General features: G+C 55.2%; 22 protein-coding genes. 7 read left to right on the plus strand and 15 right to left on the minus strand.

Going from position 1 to position 20,297, the window contains the following annotated elements; translation table 11 throughout:
• Nucleotides 1-36: 36 nt before the first annotated feature.
• Nucleotides 37-1,689, plus strand: a complete 1,653-nt coding sequence (gene ushA / locus KGP24_RS05590; protein WP_223562629.1) for a bifunctional UDP-sugar hydrolase/5'-nucleotidase UshA — start codon at nucleotides 37-39, stop codon at nucleotides 1,687-1,689.
• 92 nt (nucleotides 1,690-1,781) lie between these two features.
• Here the strand turns inward: ushA and ybaK are convergent, their stop codons facing one another.
• From ybaK to KGP24_RS05625, 7 genes are all read right to left on the minus strand, one after another.
• Nucleotides 1,782-2,261: a Cys-tRNA(Pro)/Cys-tRNA(Cys) deacylase YbaK gene (ybaK, locus tag KGP24_RS05595; RefSeq protein WP_223562630.1), complete on the minus strand. Its 480-nt coding sequence runs from the start codon at nucleotides 2,259-2,261 to the stop codon at nucleotides 1,782-1,784.
• Between the two features lie 199 nt (nucleotides 2,262-2,460).
• The gene (locus KGP24_RS05600; RefSeq protein WP_194399734.1) at nucleotides 2,461-3,255 is read right to left on the minus strand and encodes a TraB/GumN family protein; all 795 of its coding nucleotides are present in this window, start codon (nucleotides 3,253-3,255) and stop codon (nucleotides 2,461-2,463) included.
• Between the two features lie 50 nt (nucleotides 3,256-3,305).
• A complete protein-coding gene (gene copA / locus KGP24_RS05605; protein ID WP_223562631.1) occupies nucleotides 3,306-5,804 on the minus strand; it encodes a copper-exporting P-type ATPase CopA in 2,499 nt (832 codons plus the stop codon).
• A gap of 275 nt (nucleotides 5,805-6,079) precedes the next feature.
• The gene (locus tag KGP24_RS05610) at nucleotides 6,080-6,964 is read right to left on the minus strand and encodes a type VI secretion system-associated protein TagO (protein ID WP_048249721.1); all 885 of its coding nucleotides are present in this window, start codon (nucleotides 6,962-6,964) and stop codon (nucleotides 6,080-6,082) included.
• Nucleotides 6,965-6,968: 4 nt separating this feature from the next.
• Nucleotides 6,969-7,301 carry a hypothetical protein gene (locus tag KGP24_RS05615; RefSeq protein ID WP_223562632.1) on the minus strand — a complete coding sequence of 111 codons (333 nt, stop codon included), beginning with the start codon at nucleotides 7,299-7,301 and terminating at the stop codon, nucleotides 6,969-6,971.
• A gap of 112 nt (nucleotides 7,302-7,413) precedes the next feature.
• On the minus strand, nucleotides 7,414-7,662 hold the full coding sequence (locus tag KGP24_RS05620; protein WP_045346406.1) for an ogr/Delta-like zinc finger family protein: 249 nt from the start codon (nucleotides 7,660-7,662) through the stop codon (nucleotides 7,414-7,416).
• 39 nt (nucleotides 7,663-7,701) lie between these two features.
• A complete protein-coding gene (locus KGP24_RS05625) occupies nucleotides 7,702-8,838 on the minus strand; it encodes a phage late control D family protein (protein ID WP_223562633.1) in 1,137 nt (378 codons plus the stop codon).
• A gap of 153 nt (nucleotides 8,839-8,991) precedes the next feature.
• Here KGP24_RS05625 and KGP24_RS05630 point away from each other — a divergent pair, with 153 nt between their 5' ends.
• Genes KGP24_RS05630 through KGP24_RS05655 form a run of 6 tightly spaced genes read left to right on the plus strand, consistent with a single transcriptional unit; the run spans nucleotide 8,992 to nucleotide 14,969 of the window.
• The gene (locus KGP24_RS05630; protein ID WP_223562634.1) at nucleotides 8,992-10,173 is read left to right on the plus strand and encodes a phage tail sheath family protein; all 1,182 of its coding nucleotides are present in this window, start codon (nucleotides 8,992-8,994) and stop codon (nucleotides 10,171-10,173) included.
• Nucleotides 10,174-10,689, plus strand: coding sequence for a phage major tail tube protein (locus KGP24_RS05635; RefSeq protein WP_006117904.1), 516 nt, complete (start codon nucleotides 10,174-10,176; stop codon nucleotides 10,687-10,689).
• 48 nt (nucleotides 10,690-10,737) lie between these two features.
• A complete protein-coding gene (locus KGP24_RS05640; RefSeq protein WP_063144371.1) occupies nucleotides 10,738-11,055 on the plus strand; it encodes a phage tail assembly protein in 318 nt (105 codons plus the stop codon).
• Nucleotides 11,056-11,060: 5 nt separating this feature from the next.
• Nucleotides 11,061-11,216, plus strand: a complete 156-nt coding sequence (locus tag KGP24_RS05645) for a GpE family phage tail protein (protein WP_032424037.1) — start codon at nucleotides 11,061-11,063, stop codon at nucleotides 11,214-11,216.
• Complete coding sequence (locus KGP24_RS05650) at nucleotides 11,203-14,466, plus strand: phage tail tape measure protein (RefSeq protein ID WP_223562635.1); 3,264 nt, start codon at nucleotides 11,203-11,205, stop codon at nucleotides 14,464-14,466. Before KGP24_RS05645 ends, KGP24_RS05650 begins: the two co-directional genes overlap by 14 nt.
• Nucleotides 14,467-14,480: 14 nt before the next feature.
• Nucleotides 14,481-14,969, plus strand: a complete 489-nt coding sequence (locus tag KGP24_RS05655; protein ID WP_223562636.1) for a phage tail protein — start codon at nucleotides 14,481-14,483, stop codon at nucleotides 14,967-14,969.
• Nucleotides 14,970-15,123: 154 nt separating this feature from the next.
• Here KGP24_RS05655 and KGP24_RS05660 read toward each other — a convergent pair whose 3' ends face one another.
• From KGP24_RS05660 to KGP24_RS05695, 8 genes are read right to left on the minus strand one after another with little or no spacing between them, the layout of a single operon-like run.
• A complete protein-coding gene (locus KGP24_RS05660; RefSeq protein ID WP_223562637.1) occupies nucleotides 15,124-15,720 on the minus strand; it encodes a tail fiber assembly protein in 597 nt (198 codons plus the stop codon).
• Nucleotides 15,720-16,706: a phage tail protein gene (locus KGP24_RS05665; RefSeq protein WP_223562638.1), complete on the minus strand. Its 987-nt coding sequence runs from the start codon at nucleotides 16,704-16,706 to the stop codon at nucleotides 15,720-15,722. The genes KGP24_RS05660 and KGP24_RS05665 overlap by 1 nt, the downstream gene beginning before the upstream one ends.
• Nucleotides 16,696-17,310, minus strand: coding sequence for a phage tail protein I (locus KGP24_RS05670; RefSeq protein WP_223562639.1), 615 nt, complete (start codon nucleotides 17,308-17,310; stop codon nucleotides 16,696-16,698). The genes KGP24_RS05665 and KGP24_RS05670 overlap by 11 nt, the downstream gene beginning before the upstream one ends.
• Nucleotides 17,303-18,199, minus strand: a complete 897-nt coding sequence (locus tag KGP24_RS05675) for a baseplate J/gp47 family protein (protein ID WP_069733256.1) — start codon at nucleotides 18,197-18,199, stop codon at nucleotides 17,303-17,305. The genes KGP24_RS05670 and KGP24_RS05675 overlap by 8 nt, the downstream gene beginning before the upstream one ends.
• Nucleotides 18,186-18,554: a GPW/gp25 family protein gene (locus KGP24_RS05680; RefSeq protein WP_021312601.1), complete on the minus strand. Its 369-nt coding sequence runs from the start codon at nucleotides 18,552-18,554 to the stop codon at nucleotides 18,186-18,188. The genes KGP24_RS05675 and KGP24_RS05680 overlap by 14 nt, the downstream gene beginning before the upstream one ends.
• Nucleotides 18,551-19,132, minus strand: coding sequence for a phage baseplate assembly protein V (locus KGP24_RS05685; RefSeq protein ID WP_223562640.1), 582 nt, complete (start codon nucleotides 19,130-19,132; stop codon nucleotides 18,551-18,553). Before KGP24_RS05685 ends, KGP24_RS05680 begins: the two co-directional genes overlap by 4 nt.
• Nucleotides 19,129-19,767 carry a phage virion morphogenesis protein gene (locus KGP24_RS05690; RefSeq protein ID WP_223562641.1) on the minus strand — a complete coding sequence of 213 codons (639 nt, stop codon included), beginning with the start codon at nucleotides 19,765-19,767 and terminating at the stop codon, nucleotides 19,129-19,131. Before KGP24_RS05690 ends, KGP24_RS05685 begins: the two co-directional genes overlap by 4 nt.
• Nucleotides 19,760-20,230, minus strand: coding sequence for a phage tail protein (locus tag KGP24_RS05695; RefSeq protein ID WP_223562642.1), 471 nt, complete (start codon nucleotides 20,228-20,230; stop codon nucleotides 19,760-19,762). Before KGP24_RS05695 ends, KGP24_RS05690 begins: the two co-directional genes overlap by 8 nt.
• Between the last annotated feature and the right edge of the window lie 67 nt (nucleotides 20,231-20,297).

Here is a 20,297-nt window from a genome sequence, read left to right on the forward strand (position 1 = left end):
ATTTTTGCCTTTGTCTATTGGTCAGGGAGAGAGAAGATGAAGTTAATGAAGCGGGGCGTCGCGCTGGCGCTCTTAGCCGCATGGGGCCTAGTAAGCCTGCCCGCGCAGGCGTATGAAAAAGACAAAATCTATAAAATCACCATTCTGCATACCAACGATCACCACGGTCATTTCTGGCGCAGTGAATACGGCGAATATGGCCTGTCGGCACAAAAAACGCTGGTGGACGGCATTCGTAAAGAGGTGGCTGCTCAGGGCGGCAGCGTGCTGTTGCTCTCAGGCGGCGATATTAATACCGGCGTGCCGGAATCCGATTTACAGGATGCCGAACCCGATTTTCGGGGCATGAACCTGATTGGCTACGACGCGATGGCCGTGGGTAACCATGAGTTTGATAATCCCCTGACCGTGCTGCGTCAGCAGGAAAAATGGGCCAAATTCCCCTTCCTCTCCGCTAATATTTACCAGAAAAGTACCGGCGAGCGCCTGTTTAAGCCGTGGGCGCTGTTTAAGCGTCAGGATCTGAAGATCGCGGTCATCGGCTTAACCACTGACGATACGGCGAAAATTGGTAACCCCGAGTTCTTTACCGATATCGAATTCCGCAAACCGGCAGACGAAGCGAAGCTGGTGATTCAGGAGCTGCAGCAAAACGAAAAGCCGGACGTGATTATCGCCACCACGCACATGGGGCACTACGACAACGGTGATCACGGCTCCAATGCCCCCGGCGACGTGGAAATGGCGCGCAGCCTGCCAGCGGGCTCGCTGGCGATGATTGTGGGTGGTCACTCACAGGATCCGGTATGTATGGCCTCGGAGAACAAAAAGCAGGTGGACTACGTGCCGGGCACGCCGTGCGCGCCAGACCGTCAGAACGGTATCTGGATAGTGCAGGCGCACGAGTGGGGTAAATACGTGGGCCGGGCGGATTTCGAGTTCCGTAACGGCGAGATGAAGCTGGTTCATTATCAGCTCATCCCGGTCAACCTGAAGAAGAAAGTCACCTACCCGGACGGGAAAAGTGAGCGCGTACTTTACACGCCAGAAATCGCAGAGAACCAGCAGATGCTCTCCCTGCTGACGCCGTTCCAGAACAAGGGCAAGGCGCAGCTGGACGTGAAAATCGGCACGCTGAACGGTCGTCTGGAGGGGGACCGCAGTAAAGTTCGTTTCGTGCAGACCAACATGGGCCACCTGGTGCTGGCGGCGCAAATGGCGCGTACCGGGGCTGATTTTGGCGTGATGAGCGGCGGCGGCATTCGTGATTCCATCGAGGGTGGAAATATTACCTATAAGGACGTCCTGAAGGTACAGCCGTTCGGTAACGTGGTGGTCTATGCGGACATGAGCGGGAAAGAGGTGATTGACTACCTGACCGCCGTGGCGCAGATGAAGCCCGATTCCGGGGCCTATCCGCAGTTTGCCAACGTCAGCTTTGTGGCGAAAGACGGCAAGCTTAACGACCTGAAGATCAAAGGCGAACCGGTTGACCCGGCGAAAACGTATCGTCTGGCGACGTTAAGCTTTAACGCCACCGGCGGCGACGGCTATCCGCATATTGATAACAAACCGGGATACGTGAACACCGGCTTTATCGATGCGGAAGTGCTGAAGCAGTTCATTGAGCAGAATTCGCCGATTGACGTGAATGCCTACGAGCCGAAAGGTGAGGTGAGCTGGCAGTAGTGCGGGTGTTTTGTGCCGGGTGGCGGCTACGCCTTAACGGGCCTACATTCGAATCGTAGGCCCGGTAAGCGCAGCGGCACCGGGCAATTTTCTCAATCCCGGCGCGCAATATCCGCAAATTTCGCGTCCAGCATTTTCGCCAGATCGCCCGCCGCCAGCTCGATATCCAGCCCGCGCTTGCCGCCGGATATAAAGATGGTTTCAAATTCCTGTGAAGGCGCATCGATCAGCGTCGGCAGGCGTTTTTTCTGCCCGATAGGACTGATCCCGCCCACCAGATAGCCCGTGGTGCGTTGCGCCACCATCGGATCCGCCATATCCACCTTCTTCGCCCCCAGCGCTTTGGCGACTTTCTTCAGATCCAGCTGCCCCGCCACCGGAGTAACCGCGACGGCGAGGTGTTTCATATCGCCATTCACCGCCACAAGCAGCGTTTTATAAACCTGGTCCGCATTAAGCCCCAGCTTGCGCACCACTTCATCACCAAAGTTAGTTTCATGCGGATCGTGATCGTAAGTGTGGATCCGGAAAGAAATGTTGTTTTTTTCGAGTAATTTAACGGCGGGAGTCATAGCTATCCTTCTTACGACAGACAAATCATGCCCACAGCATACGCCTGACGTTTGTCTAAAAAATAGCACCATCTTGCGCAATAGTATTGGCAGTGATGGTCACTTTGAGCGACAATCGGCTGAACCGAAGGTCTCCTTCGGCATAATAAAAACGATGAAATTCCTCTTTGACGGGCCAATAGAAATATTGGCCATTTTTTTATTTCAACAGTGACGGCAAATTCCCTTCTCCGTACAAATGTAACGCCCCAACCGCCACCACGTAATGCCCCGCGGGCAAAGCATGCAGCGTCTGCCGCCAGGCTTTGTTGCGCGCATTCATCAGCACATCATACAGCGATTCGCTGAATGTAGACGGTAACGCCAGCTTACCGTCCTCAGGCGGCGCGTCCAGCCACCAGCCAATCATGGTCTGTAGCAGGCGCGCGTTGGTATGCCAGTGGGTCAACGTATCATCCAGCAGCATCAGGCCGTCGTCGGGAAGCTGCCGCAGAAGCGCAATCTGGCTGTCCGTCCCTTCCAGCTCGATGATGGGCAGGCTGCGCGCCCTTGCCGCGTTCAGCAGCTGGTAATCAATGCCGTAGTCACCGCGCAGTCCCAGACGCTGCGCCTGCGTGGCCTGCAGCACCATCGCAATTTGCCAGAGCGGCAGGGTGTCAATCATGGAGAGCGACACGCCGGTTTCATCCGCGACGCGCGTCAGTTCGGCAAGCCGGGCATCATCCAGACGTTCCGCCAGGCTGAGATCGCTTTCCAGCCCGGCAAACGGCGACTCCTGACCCGAAATGTCCGCCTCAACGACCAGCGCGTCGGCGCGTTTCAGTTGTTTAATCAGCCCGGGTGGCAGGGGAGACATATCCTGTGTACCCATATGGATGCTGCCGACCAGATGAAGGTGCTGCCCGCCGGGGAGAGAGATATCCAGACCGGGCCAGGCGTAACGGCGAGGAAAGAGGGCGCGAAACGATGCTTTTATACGATTAAACAGACCCATACGCGCTCCATGAATGGAAAGGTTCATGCTAGCGCGTACGGGTACAAGGTTCAATCCTTCGGTTTAAAGCGCAGCAGACGGTTGGCGTTGCTCACCACGGTAATGGAGGAGAGCGCCATCGCCGCGCCCGCGACCACCGGGTTAAGCAGCGTGCCGGTCAGCGGCCATAAAATCCCGGCCGCGATTGGGATACCGAGGGTGTTATAGACGAACGCTCCCAGTAAGTTCTGCTTCATGTTGCGCAGCGTGGCTTTTGAAATGGCCAGCGCGTCGGCAACGCCCATCAGGCTGTGGCGCATCAGCGTAATCGCAGCGGTTTCGATGGCGACATCGCTCCCGCCACCCATGGCAATCCCCACGTCCGCCTGGGCCAGCGCCGGGGCATCGTTGATGCCGTCGCCGACCATCGCCACCTGACGACCCTGACTTTGCAGCTTCTTGATGGCGTCCGCTTTACCGTCCGGCAGCACGCCTGCAATGACCTCATCAATTCCGGCTTCTTTCGCGATGGCGTTGGCCGTTGTCGGATTGTCCCCGGTCAGCATCACCAGACGATAGCCCGCACGGTGCAGACGCTGCAGGGCGTCCACGCTGTCCTGGCGAAGCGGATCGCGCACGGCCAGCAGCGCGGCGGCTTTGCCATCCACAGCCAGCAGAACCGGCGTAGCGCCCTGAGACGCCTGCGCCTTCAGCTCGCTTTCCAGCGCGGCGGTATCAATACCGTTTTCATTGAGCAATGCCTGGTTGCCCAGCAGCAGCGCGTGGCCTTCTGCTTCACCGCTGACGCCGAGCCCGCGCAGGGTGCGGAAATTGCTTACCTGCGGCAGGGCAGAAGCATTCGCTTTATCGAGAATGGCGCGCGCCAGCGGATGGCTGGAGCCCTGCTCCAGCGCGGCGGCGAGACGCAGCGCCTCCTCTTGCGCAATGCCAGCGGTAGTGACGGCCACCACCTGCGGTTTGCCTTCGGTCAGCGTGCCGGTTTTATCAAACACCAGCGTGTCCAGGGTGCTGGCCCGCTGCAGCGCGTCTGCATCCCGCACCAGTACGCCAAATTCAGCCGCGCGGCCTACGCCGGAGATAATCGACATCGGTGTCGCCAGGCCAAGGGCGCAAGGACAGGCGATGATCAGCACCGTGGTGGCGATCACCAGGGTATAAACAATCTGCGGTGCGGGACCGAAGAAATACCAGATAGCCGCGCTCAGCAGGGCAATGCCGACCACCACCGGCACAAAAATGGCCGAGATTCTGTCGGCAAGCTGGCCAATTTCCGGCTTGCTGCTCTGCGCCTGGCGCACCATGCGGATGATACGCGACAGCGTCGTGTGGCTGCCGACGGCGCTGGCGGTAAACAGCACGCTGCCGTCCTGCACCACCGTACCCGCATGAACGGCGTCGCCGTCTGATTTCTGCTGGGGGATAGGCTCGCCGGTCAGCATCGCTTCATCCAGCCAGGCTTCGCCCTGGGTTATCTTGCCGTCAACGGGAACGCGATCGCCCGTCGTCAGGCGCAGCGTCATGCCGGGCTGAACCTCGGCCAGCGGGACGCTTTTCTCCCCCTCGTCCGTGACCACGCGGGCCGTCGGCGGGGTTAAATCAAGCAATCTTTCCAGCGCTTTCGAGGAGCGCTGACGGGCGCGGGCTTCCAGCATATGGCCCAGGTTAATCAGGCCGATAATCATTGCGCTGGCTTCATAATAGAGATGGCGCGCCTCCATCGGGAACCACTGGGGCCAGACGTTCACGCTCATCGAATAGAGCCACGCCGCGCCGGTACCGAGCGCCACCAGGGTGTCCATCGTCGCGGTGCGGTTTTTCAGGCTCTTCCAGGCGCTGGTATAGAAATGCCCGCCTGCAAACACCATCACCGCAAGGGTAATCAGACCGATCGCCAGCCACAGCGTGCGGTTGTCGTCGGTGACCATCATGTTGTCGCCGACCATCCCCCACACCATGACCGGTACCCCGACCAGCAGAGCGACAATCGCCTGCCAGCGGAAGCGCTTCATGGTGGCGATAGCCGTTTCCTGCTGGCGCTCGCGGCGTTTGGCGTCATCTTCGATGGCCTCCGCCCCGTAGCCCGCTTTCTCAACGGCCTGCACTAAATCTGCGGCGGAGGCGCTGCCCATCACCAGCGCGGTACGCTCCGCAAGATTGACCCGTGCCTGCGCGACCCCCGGTACGGCCTGTAAGGCGTTTTGTACCCGGGAGACACAGCTGGCGCAGCTCATGCCGTTGATCAGCAGCTGTTGGCTGTCATCAATATCATCAGCTGCCGGAAGCTCAGGAGTAGCCGCTGTCAGTGCTTCCGACGGGGATGATGACTCTGCCAGCGGTTTAGCCTTTGGGTGGCTTAACTCCGCCCCGTAACCGGCCTGTTTGATGGTATCGATCAGCGCATCCGCGCTGGCGCTGCCGGTTACGGCGGCACGATCGATAGTCACGTCAGCGCTTTCAACGTCAGGGCGCTGTTCCAGGCTTTCTTTAACGCGTTTGACGCAGTGGCCGCAGGAGAGGCCGTCCAGCGTCAGGTCGATAGTGTGAGACATAACAAAACTCCCGTATAATGAACTGGTCAGTAGTTGACCGGAGTAACGCTTTTCGCTAACTGTTATGAAGGTTAAACCTTCCATCAAGGGGAAGGTCAAGAATTTAAATTGCTGATTGAAAGGGATTTTTAAAATCAGCGTCCACATAGCGTCCACACTTCGACAAAAGTGTCCACATTACAATGACAAAGCCCCGCTTGTTGAGCGGGGCTTTTTTCATAACAAGTTACTCTTCATCGTCTGAAGGTAGCTCTAGTTAATGACATAAACTTCGTTTACTTCCAACCACAAGCTTTTTGAAGCGGTTTCATTGCATCTGAAAGGCCCTTCAGATCGAAGGTTGCACTCACAGGGGCTTCATTGTATGGGGTGATTCTGGTGAACATTTTGTCTGCTTTAGCTAGAGATTTAATGAAATCGATGTCACTACCCTTGTAAAAAACTGCTTTGGTATCAGTTGAGATAGACCATTCTTTTTCAACTGCTTTCTGCTTATCCAGGCGGTAGAGCATGCTAGTTTGCTCAAGACCTAGGTACACATCCCAGTTAATGAATACCTCCGTTTTCTTTTCGCGGCAGGCTACATACATTGTTGGAATCACACTTTCTCCAAAAGGAGTTCGAATGTAATCATTACTGTTAAGTGAGAGGATTATGTTTTTTGAGTCGTCTACCGGCGAGGTGCTAATTGATGTTTGCCACTTGCCAGGGTTAGAAACAGAATTTTCTACAGCTTCAGTTTCTGCGGATGTAGTCTGCGGGAATAGCTTGTCGAAACATGCCAGCCTTTTAGTGCCATTAATTTCACTTTGGCACTCTAACAACTTAGCTCGGTCAGGTTGCTGATAATCAGTTTTTGCTGACGTGTTTATCGTGCTTGTTGTAGCTTTAAACGTTGGTGAGAAAAAGCGATCGTAACAAGATAGTCGTTTATCGTTATCTTTCTCCTCAGGGCATTGATCTCTACTCTCGAATTTATCAGCATTTTGTGTTCGTGATGGCGGTATTGATTTGTCGTAACAAGAAAGTCGTTCAGCATTATTTTCCATAGCCCGACATTCAAGTACTGCATTGAAGTTTTTATGTTCACTTCCTGCGTATACAGACGCTGCATTGAGTGCCATAAATGATGCTATTGCATTTAAAAACAGCTTTTTCATTTAATCATCCCTTTGGTCTTGTGAGGAATACAAGGATACCGATGATTATGTCGCCTATAACCCAGACACTAGCGATTGCCATTAAACCTAGACTGGTACCAATTGCAGCCCCAGCTCTTTCTGCATCGGAAGTTGCGTGATTTATTACTTCACCACTCCCACCTAATCCTGCGAAGAGGCAGTAGATCATAAATAAGTTGAACAGTATAAAAGCCCACTTGATGACTTTTCCAAAAAGTGAACGCCGTGGCTTTTTAAGCTGCTTCCCACATGACGGGCAGCGTAATGCTGTATCACTTACATCCTTTAGACACTCTGGACAGCTAACCAATGCCATAAACAAATCTCCTTAAATGAAAATCTTATCTTTTTGTTACAAATCATTGGGATTTTATCGGATTTGGACACATTGACAAGTGAAAAGCCCCGTTACATTGCGGGGCTTTTATTTAAATAATCAGGCTAAGTTGATTATTTCCATAGTGCGAGGCGGGAAAGGCATCGCGGGGGATGAAGTCTGGCGGTAACGGTGCAGTACCTGCACGCTTTGTTACCTCCCTTTCTACGCTGTTAAGCGTGGTGAATGACCGGCTACATTCCAGATTCTGACACTGGTGATATTGCCGGATTGTCATATCGGTTATTTTACGGCTGGTACGGGTGCGGGCCATAGCGCCGCAAAAAGGACATCTGAACATAATGATGGCTCCCCTGTGGGAGTTGAACTCCATTTCATTTTATTCAGTTTCCGCTATCCAGTCAGGTATTTTCGCTTCCAGCTCCAGCCGGGTGGTAAAGCCGCTGTCGTCTATGACGTGCTCAGCGCGCGCAATAATCCAGTCCTGATTATCTATTTTATCCTTAAAACCGCTAACCGTGACGTGCATTTCGGGGTAAAGCTCAGCGCGGCCACGCGCCAGGGTGATCGAGAACTCGGCTGCACCACGCTGAAGCTGTTGCCATTTTGCCGCTGCTGCACGTTTTGCCGCTTCTTCATTCTGGTAGGTCTTGCGCAGCACATAGATGTTACCGTCTGCGCCTTCCATGTAATCGCCCTCACGGCTGCTGCTCTTCTCTTTTTTGGGCTTTGCTGGCTTACGGCGCTTAACGCTGACCTTTTTCTTTTTGCCGAAATTGAGATCCAGCCAGTAAGCCCTGACGCCGGTATACGCATCCCGATCGGCAATACGAAAGCGGTGCCGATCGCCGCTCGTCCGGTCAATACTGGCAGAGGGTAACGCCTTCCCGTCAGCGGTAACACCTCCGCCCGGGAGGATAAACAGCAGACTGCCGTTCTTTACGGTGGCAATTGCGCCCAGCATTTCCGCCATGCGGGTAAGGAATGACATATCGCTTTCCTGCGTCTGGTCAGCGTGATCAATCTCAATATCCATGAGCATTTCACTGATCTGCGCTTTCAGGCCGTAGCGGTGCGCAATGGCCGATACAACGCGCTCAACGGTCACGTCATGCCATGAGACTTCGCGCTTTACGTTGAACTCTTCACGAAAATCAGCGCTGCGGGCAGTAATACCAATGATATCACCCGGCCCTTCATGGGATACCTCATCAACCGTGTACAGTCCCTTGTAAATCAGCGGCTCACCCAGCCAGCCAATTGATACAGCAAGCTCAGCGCCACGCGGAGGCAGAGCAACCATACCGTCACTATCATCAACAGAAATGGAAAGCTGATCGGCATCAAAACCCCGATTGTCCGTCAGTGACAACGACATGATCCGCTCGTCAAGCTGCGTCCGTACCTTGCCGCCCATCGTTATGCTGAATCCCGGACTTTTTACCGCCTCGGTCAGTGAATCGTTATAACTGCTTACGGCGTCGTTAAGTGATTTTGTCAGGTCTGTAAGTGCCATGCTTTCCCCCTTCTTTCGGCGAAGGATCCCACGCGCGCGGGAGAGGCCAAATCGGTTTTTGTTGTCGCCGTCCGGCCAGACCCGCAATAGCGTGAGTGACATTCAGACATGAGGGATTATCACTGCGAACTCAATAACGTAATGGTGGCTAACATGTCAGAGACACGTTTCCACGGTGTACGCGTCCGGGAGAATACCGACCTGGTGACGGCCATCAATGACATTGAATCAAGTGTCATTGGGGTCGTTGCCGTAGCGGATGATGCCGACGCGGAAACCTTTCCCCTGAATACCCCCGTGTTGCTGACGCGGGTTAACAACGTGCTGGGTAAGGCGGGTAAAACCGGTTCCCTGTACAAAACGCTTAAAGCCATCGCTGACCAGACCAGTCCGAAGGTTATCGTTGTGCGCGTGGCAGCAGCCACGGAAGAGGAAGGCGGTAAAACGCAGTCGCAGCTCATCATGGGTGGCACGGCAGAAGACGGCAGCTATACCGGCATGTACGCGTTTCTTACTGCCGAGCAGAAGGTGGGTTATCGTCCGCGCATTCTGGCCGTGCCGGGCTACGACACGGAAGAAGTGACCTCCGCGCTGTGCGTCATTGCACAAAACCTGCGCGCGTTTGTTTACGCCAGCTGCTATGGATGCAAAACGATGGCTGAAGCCACCGCATATCGTGCGACCTTCGCCTATCGCGAGCTAATGCTTATCTGGCCTGATTTCATTGCATACAACCCGCAGACAGGAGAAAACGAAACCTTCCCGGCCCCTGCGTATGCCTGCGGCCTGCGTGCGCTGATTGACAACAATCAGGGCTGGCATAAATCGCTTTCCAATGTATCGGTAAGCAACGTGCTGGGTATTTCGCAGGATGTTTTCTGGTCGCTTCAGGCCGAAGACAGCGACGCGAACGAACTGAACAACAAGGAGATCACGACGCTCATCAAGCGTAACGGTTTCCGGTTCTGGGGCAACCGCGTTACGGACACCAAAGACTATATCTTTGAGGTTTACACCCGTACGGCACAGATTCTGGCTGACAGTATCGCTGAGGCGCAATTTGAATCAGTGGACGAACCGCTAACCCCGGCCAACGTCAAGGACGTGGTCAGCGGCATCAGCGGCAAACTCAATTCGCTGGTGACGCAGGGGCGGCTAATTGGTGCTGAATGCTGGTTTGATATCCTGGATAACCCGACAACCGGTCTCCGTCAGGGTCAGGTACGCATTCGCTATAAATATACACCGATTCCGCCAATGGAAGATCTGACGCTCTACCAGACCTTCACGGACGAGTATTTCGAATCGGCGTTTTCTTCCCTGGGAGGTGCATAAATGGCGGTTCCTCACAAACTGCGCCTGTTCACCTGCTTTGTGAACGGCAGCAACTGCATCGGCAAAGTCTCTTCCGTGACGCTGCCAAAACTGACCCGTAAAACTGAAGATTTTCAGGGCGGCGGGATGATTGGCTCCGCTGCGGTGGATCTCGGTCTGGACAGTGGCGCGCTGGACACCACGATGGTGGTTGGTGGTCTGGTTCAGTCGCTTCTGCTGAACTACTGCGGCGATATCGACGAGACCCGCTTCCGCTTCGCCGGTGAGTATTACACCGATGGTGAAAGCCTGCTGGTAGAGGTCGAACTGCGCGGCCGGATCACCGAAATGGACGGCGGCGAAAGCAAGCAGGGAGAAGACACCTCCGTCAGTTACACGATGAAGAACACCTATTACAAGCTCACCATCGACGATAAGCCGCTGTTTGAGTTTGATCTGCTGAACTTCATCTACAAGAAAGACGGCAAGAATATCTACCCTGACCGCATCACGTCTGCGCTGGGAATGGGTAACTGATTAACCAGATAAGTGGCGGCACAGCCGTGCCGCCCGGAGCATTCAACAATGAGCAAAAAAAACGATAACGCGATTACGCTTGCAAAACCCGTCATTCGCGGCGATGAAAAAATTACTCAGGTAGCGATCACGGATGAAATCAAACAGGCTGGCTCCCTGCGTGGTCTGAAACTGGTCAACGTGATGAATATGGATGTGGATTCGGTGGCGGTGCTGCTGACCCGTGTAACGTCACCGCGCCTCAAGCAGACCGAAATCAACGAAATGGATACCCGCGATTTTGTCAGCCTGTCTGAAGCGCTTGTCCCTTTTTTGACACCTGCGGGGTCTGGAGCGTCGAGCGAGGCGGAGACGGAGAATCAGTAACACTCCTGCGGTTCGACCTGATCGACGATCTGGTTGCTGATATCGCGGTTGTTTTCAACTGGCCGCCCTCTGAAGTCTTCACGATGGAACTGGGCGAAGTCATAGCCTGGCGTGAGCGGGCGGCTGTCCGAAGTGGAGCCAGTGACAGTGAAAAGCCTTAATATCCGCGTCGCGTTCAGCGCGATCGATAAACTTACCCGCCCGGTCAATGCCGCCCGCCAGAGTGCGGGCGGTTTGTCTGAATCCCTCAAAAAAACGCAATCCAGTATTAAAGATCTGGACAGTCAGTCCCGCACGTTCAACCGTTTGCGCGACAGCGTACAAAAGACCTCCCGCAAAATCGACGACGCCAGCCGGACACTTGAAGGGCTGAATCAGGCGCAGCGGGAAGGTACACAGCTTACAGATAAGCAGAAAGCCCATATGGCAGCGCTGGCCGCAAAGCTGGAGCGCCTGAATTCTGCACGCACACAGGAAATGGTTAAGCTGCGCGCCGCCTCACAGGCGCTGCGCAGCCACGGCGTTTCGCTGGTCGGCAGCGATCGCACCATTCAGAGCGCTATACGCCGAACCGAGCAGTACAACCAGACGCTGGAGCGGGAACGGCGACAGCTTGCCGCTGTCACGCAGGCACGTGCGCGCTACGACCAGATGCAGCAAACGGCGGGCAAACTTCGTGGCGGTGGCACGATGGCCGTTGCCGGGGCCACTGCTGCCGGTTATGCAGCGGGGCGCTTTTTATCCCCTGCCGTTGGGTTTGACCGTGAAATGTCCCGCGTACAGGCGCTTACCCGCATAGATAAAAGCTCAGCAGACTTTTCGGCACTCCGCGATCAGGCCAAAAAGCTGGGTGCTGAAACACAGTTCACCACGACTGACGCCGCCAGCGGTCAGGCATTCCTCGCTATGGCCGGTTTCACTCCGCAGGCCATTCAGGCCGCACTGCCCGGCGTGCTCAATATGGCGCTGGCCGGTGGCATGGATTTAGGTGAAAGCGCCGATATCAGCTCAAACATCCTGTCTCAGTTCCGCCTCGATCCCAAAGAAATGGATCGCGTCAGCGATGTATTAACTGGCGCGTTCACCCGCACCAACACCGATCTGCAAAATATCGGTGAGGCAATGAAGTACGCCGGGACAGGTCTTTCCAATCTTGGCGTCAGCGTTGAACAGACAACAGCCATGATCGGCGTAATGGCGAACGTGGGTCTGCGCGGGAGTATCGCAGGTACAGGTTTGCAGGCCACATTTTCACGCCTTGCCGCGCCAACTGGCAGGGCAAAAACCGCGCTTAAAGAATTAGGCGTAGAAGTCGCTGACGCAACGGGGAAAATGCGTCCTGCTGAAGTCGTTCTAACCGATCTCTATAAAAAGATCAGCAAGTACGGGGATACCGATAAGCTCTCTTTCTTCAAAGATATTGCCGGTGAAGAGGCGTCAAAGTCATTCCAGGCTCTGGTTATGTCAGCCGGAAGCGGTGAACTTCAAAAGTTGCTGGGTGAATTGAAAAACGCCAAAGGTGAGGCACAGAAAGCCGCCAAAATAATGGCGGATAACCTTGATGGCGATCTCAAAAATCTGGATAGCGCCTGGGAAGGCTTCCGCATCCAGATTAACGATCTCGTTAACAATCAGCTTCGCGGCCTGACTCAAGGACTGAGTGACGTTGTGGGGAATATGACGCAGTGGGCGAAGGAAAATCCGAAGCTCGCCCAATCCCTGCTGGTTGTCGGCGGCAGCGTTCTGGCACTGACCGCCGCCATTGGCGGCACATCGCTGGCGATCGGCTTGCTGATGGGGCCACTGGCTAAACTCCAGTTAGGTTTTACCCTGCTGACCGGTGGCAGAGGCATAACCGGAACGATTGCCGCTCTGCGAACACTCGGCACAGCTTCCGGCCCGGCAATGGCAAGCGTGCGCGGATGGGGGCCAGTTCTCGGCTCGTTAGCAGGTAAAATGCGGGGAGTATCGACCATCATCCCTGCAATGCGCGGCGCACTTATGGGGGCATTTCTTGCACCTGGCGCCGCGCTGGGCGCACTGACTAAAAATATTGGAAAGTTTGCCCTTCGTCTGACTGGCTTGCCAGCAATATGGGGCATGATCACTACTGCGGTATCTGTGCTTGGTACAGCACTATCACTGCTGTTTAGCCCCATTGGCCTGATAGTGGCTGCGTTTATTGCAGCTGGTGTGCTTATCTGGCGGTATTGGGAACCTCTTAAAGCATTTTTTGCTGGCGTGTTCACCGGCATCATGGAAAGACTTTCCCCATTACGCGAGACCTTCGCGCAATTCAGCCCCATCTTTGACGCGATAGGCAGCGCTGTTAGCCAGGTCTTTAACTGGTTCAAATCTCTGCTTTCCCCGATGGAGTCCAGCAAGGAAACACTGGATAAATGTGCCAGTGCCGGTGAGGTGTTCGGCAACGTTCTGGGCGGTGCGCTTCAGCTTGTCCTGGCTCCCGCAAAAATGCTACTGGATACATTAGCCTGGATCCTTGAAAAGCTCGGCGTTCTGCCAGATGAGGCCGAAAAAGCCAGGAAGAAGATCGAAGACGCACAGCGTATGGCCGTTCTTCAGGACAAAATCGCCCTTCTTCAGGGAGATATTGCTAAAGTTGCGCCGAAAAAAGTTGAGGTGAATAACGTTCCACCCGGATCACCGCAACCCACTTCACCGCTGACCGGCGATAACGGCACTATGCGCCGGTTGCAGAGTATCGACAGTAATACCAAAGCGACAGCCGACAACACGAAGAAGATCGGCCCCGGCGATATCGTGTTTAAAAACCTGCCGCGTGCACTGGCCATTCGTGGTGAATGGAAGGAGTCGCAGCTTGCCAGTACCGCTACGGCAGGTCGGTTAAGTGAACGTCCCGCAACAGTGGGGGAGGAGTGGAAGGAGCCACAACCTGCTAAGACCACCACGGCAAGCCGGATAAGTGCGCGTCCCGTGGCAATGGGTGAGGAATGGAAGGCGGCACAACTTGCCAGCACTACCACGGCAGGCCGGGTAATTGCGCGTCCCGCAGTAGTGGGGGAGGAAGGGAAGGAACCACAGCTTGTCAGCACCACCACGGTGGGCCGAATAAGTGCGCTTCCCGTAGCGGTAGGGGAGGGGTGGAAGGAACCACTACTTGGCACCACCACGGCAGGCCGGTTAAGTGAACGTCCCGCAGTGGTGGCGGCGTCGCTTCCAGTCAAACAGTCGGAACTTCAGCCAGTCAGCCGCAGCGCCAGCAATATACCGGTTGCCGCTGGCGGCTTTACGGGGGAAGTTCACGTACACCTGCACGGCGTAGACCGGCAGGACGCGCACGAAATTGGCCGGATTATTGCCGATCAAGTTAATGCCGAACTGGCCCGCCGTGAACGGCTTAATCGCGGCAGTTTTAAAGACAGAGATTAAGGGGAGGCAACATTATGATGATGATTTACGGGATGTTCGTTTTTGAACTGAAGACACTGCCTTACCAGCAGCTGCGCCATTCGCTTAACTGGCGACATGTGAAAAATGACCGTATCAACCGATCGGCAAAATGGCAGTACATCGGCGCGGGGGAGACACAGATCAACCTGGACGGAGTGCTTTACCCTGAAATTACGGGCGGCGACGTGTCTCTTACCGTTCTGGCAACGCAGGCATATACCGGGCGTCCGTGGCCTTTAATCAGCGGCGCAGGGCAGATTTACGGGATGTATGTGCTGACCGGGCTACAGGCCACGCATACGGAGTTTGACCGCTACGGAAAGGCGAAAAAAATAGAGTTCTCGATCAGCTTTCAGCGCTGTGACGAAGATTTACGCGAACGCCTGCAAGCGTCGTCCGTTGGCGACCTGCTTTCAGGGCTGAAGGATAAAGCTACGTTCGCCTACAACTCTGCCAGTAGTACGCTGTCGGGCCTGTTCTGACAACATCCACATAAAACTAAAGCGGGCATTTGCCCGCTTCATCTTCCTGAACACACCGCCATAACTGACTGTGCTACAGCACCGTTAAAAATGACTGTACTCGATACATATGGCCAGCACGGTTAGAACCGGCAGTACTTGCCGGTATGCAAACTTATTCCGGCTTAACAGGCCAGGTAATTTCCGGCGCTTTCGACGTATCCACAGCCTGCACTGCCTTGATGTAGTTCATCCAGGCGATCAGGCTGGCTTTATCTTCATCGCTGATAATGCTTAACTGTAATTCCGTCTGCCACAGGCTGATCCTCGTTTGTGCCTCTGCAAGTAACGCAGCTTTCTGTTGTTCTGCTGCCTCCACATCTGCCTTGTGCTGTGCTTCATTATCCGTCACCCACTCGCTACCGTCCCACGTATCGTAAGGCGTGGACGGTGCCAGAGTGGTTGTGCCCTCCGGGTAATCACCGGGCAAAGAAACGATCACCGATTCCCCTGTTTCAGTGCTGTACACCGTTTCACCACGGTGATCGGCGACGTATTCCCAGGCGGTAAAGTCTGCTGTCCGGCAAATGGTGAAATCTTCTTTGCTTTTTCCTGGCTCGTCAGTGCAGGAGTTGGCTGGCAGGCCAACGCCAACAGCCAGATATTCCACGGATGTAGACAGGTATTCCCGCGTCTCACCATCATAATTAAACACGGTAATATCACCCGCCACAGTGGCAATAAGTTCGCTATTCAGTTTTGCCTTCGCCATTATGCAGCCCTCACGATGTAGTTAAACGCGGTGTTACATGGTGCGGTTTCGTTCTGGCCCTCGTCGGATAAATACACGCCACTGCTCCCCGAATATGCAAAATAAACGGTCGCTGAACTCTTACGGTAAGATTCATGAACAGCAGGAGTTTCGCCCCCGTCTCCATTACCAAACAATAATGCATGAGTGTGCTTCCTCAACTTATCAGCAGCATACGACAGAATAGCGCGGCCACTATCCAGCCCCCGCCCATCGTCCCAGCCGCGAATAAACACGCCGCGCAAATCAGGCAGACTACCTGATGGATATGCAACAGCCAGTTTGGGGTATTTTGCCCTGTCAAAAGCTGCGCCATTGCACTTGATAAAACCCGCTGGCGGTGTTGCCTGCGGCCACGGAAGCGGAAAACCTGCCGGGAAAAATTTATCAAAATCTGATTCCAGCAAATACTGCGTATGCGGATCAGCCGCGGCAATATGCGCCGCCAGCTGTTGATCCACATATGACTTAACTTCAATGACGGCATCATCGACATATTTACGGGTTGCCAGTACCACGGACGGATCGATTTTCAGCGTTACCGCCTCGGTACTGCTGACGATCAGAATCACGCGAATGACCTGCACACGCCCGCTGCCTTCCTGCAACTGCGGTTTATAGGTCTCCGCGCAGTTGGCAACTGCAATCATATCGCCGTCTTTATCAAACAGACCGATTTCACGGATCCACCATCCGCCCACGTCTTCCGGTATGACCTGTTCCGCAATGATCTGATTGGTATTTACCGGGTCGATAGTCAGCATGTTAAGTTGCGCGCGGCGCAGCTCATGCGTCAGCGCGGTTTGTGCCGGGTTCGGTGTCGGTAGCGCACCATTGCCATCACCTACGGCCATCTGGGTGATCTCAACCTTCGCACCCAATGCCGTGGCGTTTGCCAGTTTTGCCGCCCCGATATTGGTTAACAGGGCAAAATATTTAGTCGCCACTTGCGATCTCCACGGTATCAATTAAATGGACTGCCGCGCCGGTGTAGTCACCACCGCCCACGGATATGGTTTCAGGAAAATAGGGGTAAACGGTCAGCGTATCGCCGATATAACATCCCGCCCCAGCTTCGATATACCCCTGCGACTGAAGCGAAAGAGAAAGGCCAGTAAGGTGGCGGCTTCTCGGCTTGGCATCGTCAATAAGGCGCTCAAGCTCAAGATAGGTTTCCTCCGTAATCCCCTGCTCCTGAATACCGATTTCGAGCTTGAATGTTCCCGGTTCTTCGCCGCTCTGCCACCACTCGATCACGCGAAGCAGAAAGCCGAACGGTTCAACGACGCGACGCAAAGCGGAAATAGTGCCCTTCTGACGGTGAACCAGCCAGGAGGCTTTAATCACCTGCCGCTTGGTCTGTTCTGACCAGTTCTTATCCCAGCGGTCAACTGACAGCGCCCACGCGAGATAAGGCAGAAGATCAGCGGGGCATTCGTCCGGGTTCCACAGCTTGCGCAGATCAACAGGCATATCGGTAAGCCGCTCCGTCACCTTCTCTGTATTGCGCATAAAACCGCTGGCCGAAGGCGGCAGCATGTTCTTATTCATCAGTGCCCCCGGTTTCTATCGCGAAGGACTCGCACCGCGCTGCCTGCGTATCGGCGATCACAATATCGCTGGCAGGCTCCAGCAGCTCCACCCTCTGCACGCCTTGAACATGAAGCGCCGCCATAATGGCTGAGCGGGCAACGTCACGGCCAATCTTGCCCTGCTGATTCAGCCAGGACTGAAGCGCGTCCTGCGCGGCGGTATGGATTGGTTCAGACTCCGGGCCGGGATAGAAATACAGCATCGCATTGATCTGATAATTCACTATCTCTGCTGCCTGAACGGTCAGACGATCGGCAACGGGGCGCTTATCGTCAGCAGACAGCGCTTTATCCACCGTCGCCAGCAGTTCCGCACTGGCAGTGCCGTCACCTTCGGTAGACAGCACAGAGACCACCACCACAGCAGGCGACGGGCTGATCGCTTTGGCGTCCGCCACTTTGCCGCTGGCACTTTTGGCAAAATATTCATATGCACCGGTTGGCCCCGCCACGCTTAGCCCTTCAAACGCAGCCTGCGCGCGCAGACGCAGTGCGGTATCACTTTCTGTTACCGCGTCAGTGGTTGCCGTCTCCGGGGTTATGATCAGGCGTTCGGTGTTCAGGTTGCCCGCGAGATTATCAAGATCGGACGATACGGCATGGCTCAACATACACGCCGCCGCACCGTCATTAATCCGCTGCCTGAGCATCATTTCACGGTAAGCAACTACCTGGGCGATCACGTTCAGTGGTTCGGATTCCAGCTCCAGCGCGGCGGCAACAGAAGCCTGCTGTTCCTGCGGGAATGCCGCCAGCATGACGGCTTTGACCTCGCTGAGAATGACTTCAAAGTCCAGCACTTCGATAATTTGCGGCTGCGGTAGCTGCGATAAATCAACTGTTGCCATTGCTGCCACTCCTGAGCGTTAGCGCACTGCCTGCCGTCTGCATGGTTTCGGTGATAATACCGACCAGTTCAGCGGTAACAGCGCCATCCTTTGAATAACTGATATTGATGCCGTTCAGGGCAATACGCGGCTCCCACATCGTCAGGGCGATCACTGCCGCACTCATACATTGCAGGCGCGTCACTTCGTTCTGTGGTTCATCCAGCAGATCGGGGATCATGCTGCCGTAGTCCCTCCGCATAACCCGGCTTGCCAGCGGCGTGGTCAGTATGTCGCGTACTGAATTCCACAGCTGATCTGTATCGGTAAGCTGGCCCGTGCCGTCCGGGTTCATCCCGGTATAGCGGACTGTCATTTCGGCCCCCCTGTGTTGCTGCCGCCACCCTGCACACCACCATGCACGTGCGAATGAACAGTCACCCCGTTAGACGAAAGCGATCCGCCAGAATGGGTAACATTGCCCTTCATCGTGCCACCCTCCGACAGTTCGAACGTCCGCGCTTTCAGATGGTTGGTGCACTCTACAATTGGTGTTTCAAGCGTGACGCTGGCAGAGGCTTTGATATGTGCTGTCTTCATGCCCTGCGCTTCCAGCGCGCTGGCCTCTGCGTCATAGCGGAAAGAGGCACCGTCTGGTGCTGTCAGCACAATCTCTTTCAGGCTGCTGCCCGGCGCAGGGTTGTCACTGCTGTAGAGACTGCCGATAATGACCGCCGTTTCAGGGTTGCCACCGATACAGCCCAGCCAGACCTGTTCACCCACGGAAGGCGGTACCCATATACTGAATGCCCCGGCACGCGTGGTATTCCAGCGCAGCCAGTCGGTCTGAAGCTCGCCGCTTTGCACGCGCACACGCCAGCTCTCTTCATCAACGGCAATAACGACGCCGACGCGGAGGATATTTTCCAGCAGGCGGATCAGTTCAGCGCTCATCGTGCGGCACTCCCCAGACTGTTAAGCACCTGTTCTGTAATCATCTGCTCATCGCCCGCGGTAAAGCCCAGCAGCTCACGCACCGGATATTTAGCAAAGGCACCCGGCCCGACCTGGTCGCGCTGGCCATACTGGTGTACACGCGCAATGCGTGCCGCCACGCCGTCATAACCCACGGATGTGCCCCCTGCATCAGCACGCATTTTGAGAAAGCGATAACTGCGCAGCCGCTGAAACATCGGCACCTTCTTCGCAGTGCTGCGGCGAACTGAGCGCGTATTGATCTCGATGTAACGCTCAATATCGCTGCGGTAAAACGTGCGAATATCGTTGCGCTCTTCGTCAAAGCCGGTAATGGTGCGCCCGTATTTCCCCCGGCCTCCATGCCAGTTTTTGAGGCGGCGGATCTCGCCCTGCCAGACAAACACGATGCCCTGTTGAGAACGCAGCACCCGGCGACGGCGGGCAGGGTAAGGCGAACCTTCCGGGTTTTGCTGCGCTTTGATGCGCTGTTGCTGGCTCTTTCGCAGTGCCTGGCCAACCGCGCGGGCGGTGCGAATACGTCCGGCCTGCGAGGTGCCCGCCAGTATGTCGCTGAATACCTGATCCAGCTCACGGAAGAGATCGTTACTCATGGGCGTCAGCCTCCCATGTCACATCCTCAAAGATGGCGCTCCAGTCGCCCTCCGCTGACGGGATGCGCGGCTTAGGTTCCGGCAAATGTTCCGCACGCGGAATGCCGTTTGCATCCAGAGTGACCTTCACGCGCTCGCGCAGCGGCATTTCAAAAAGAATGTCGGCGGCATCGTCGTTGTTGATAAGGGTCGTAAATTTAATGTTCCTGTTCTTCTCCGGGTTCAGCAGCAGATCGGGCTGGTTGTGCCAGAGCCATGCCATTAACGGCAACGTGAAATCATCAATATCACCGGCAAAATTCATCACAAACAGCACCAGGGTATAGCGGTACATAAACGATGGTGTTTCGCCGGTCGTCTCGATGTTCCCTTCTTCCACAAAAACGGTGAAGGCTTCAGGGTTGGCTCTGCACCATTTGTTAGCGCGGGTCAGGGTCTCGCGCAGTGAGTCAGCTTTCAGCATGGTGATACCTTCTTAACGCCCGAAACGTTCAATCGCGCCCGCAATGATCAGCAGATAAATAAGCGTC

This window comes from Enterobacter sp. JBIWA008 (assembly GCF_019968765.1).
Classification (GTDB): domain Bacteria; phylum Pseudomonadota; class Gammaproteobacteria; order Enterobacterales; family Enterobacteriaceae; genus Enterobacter.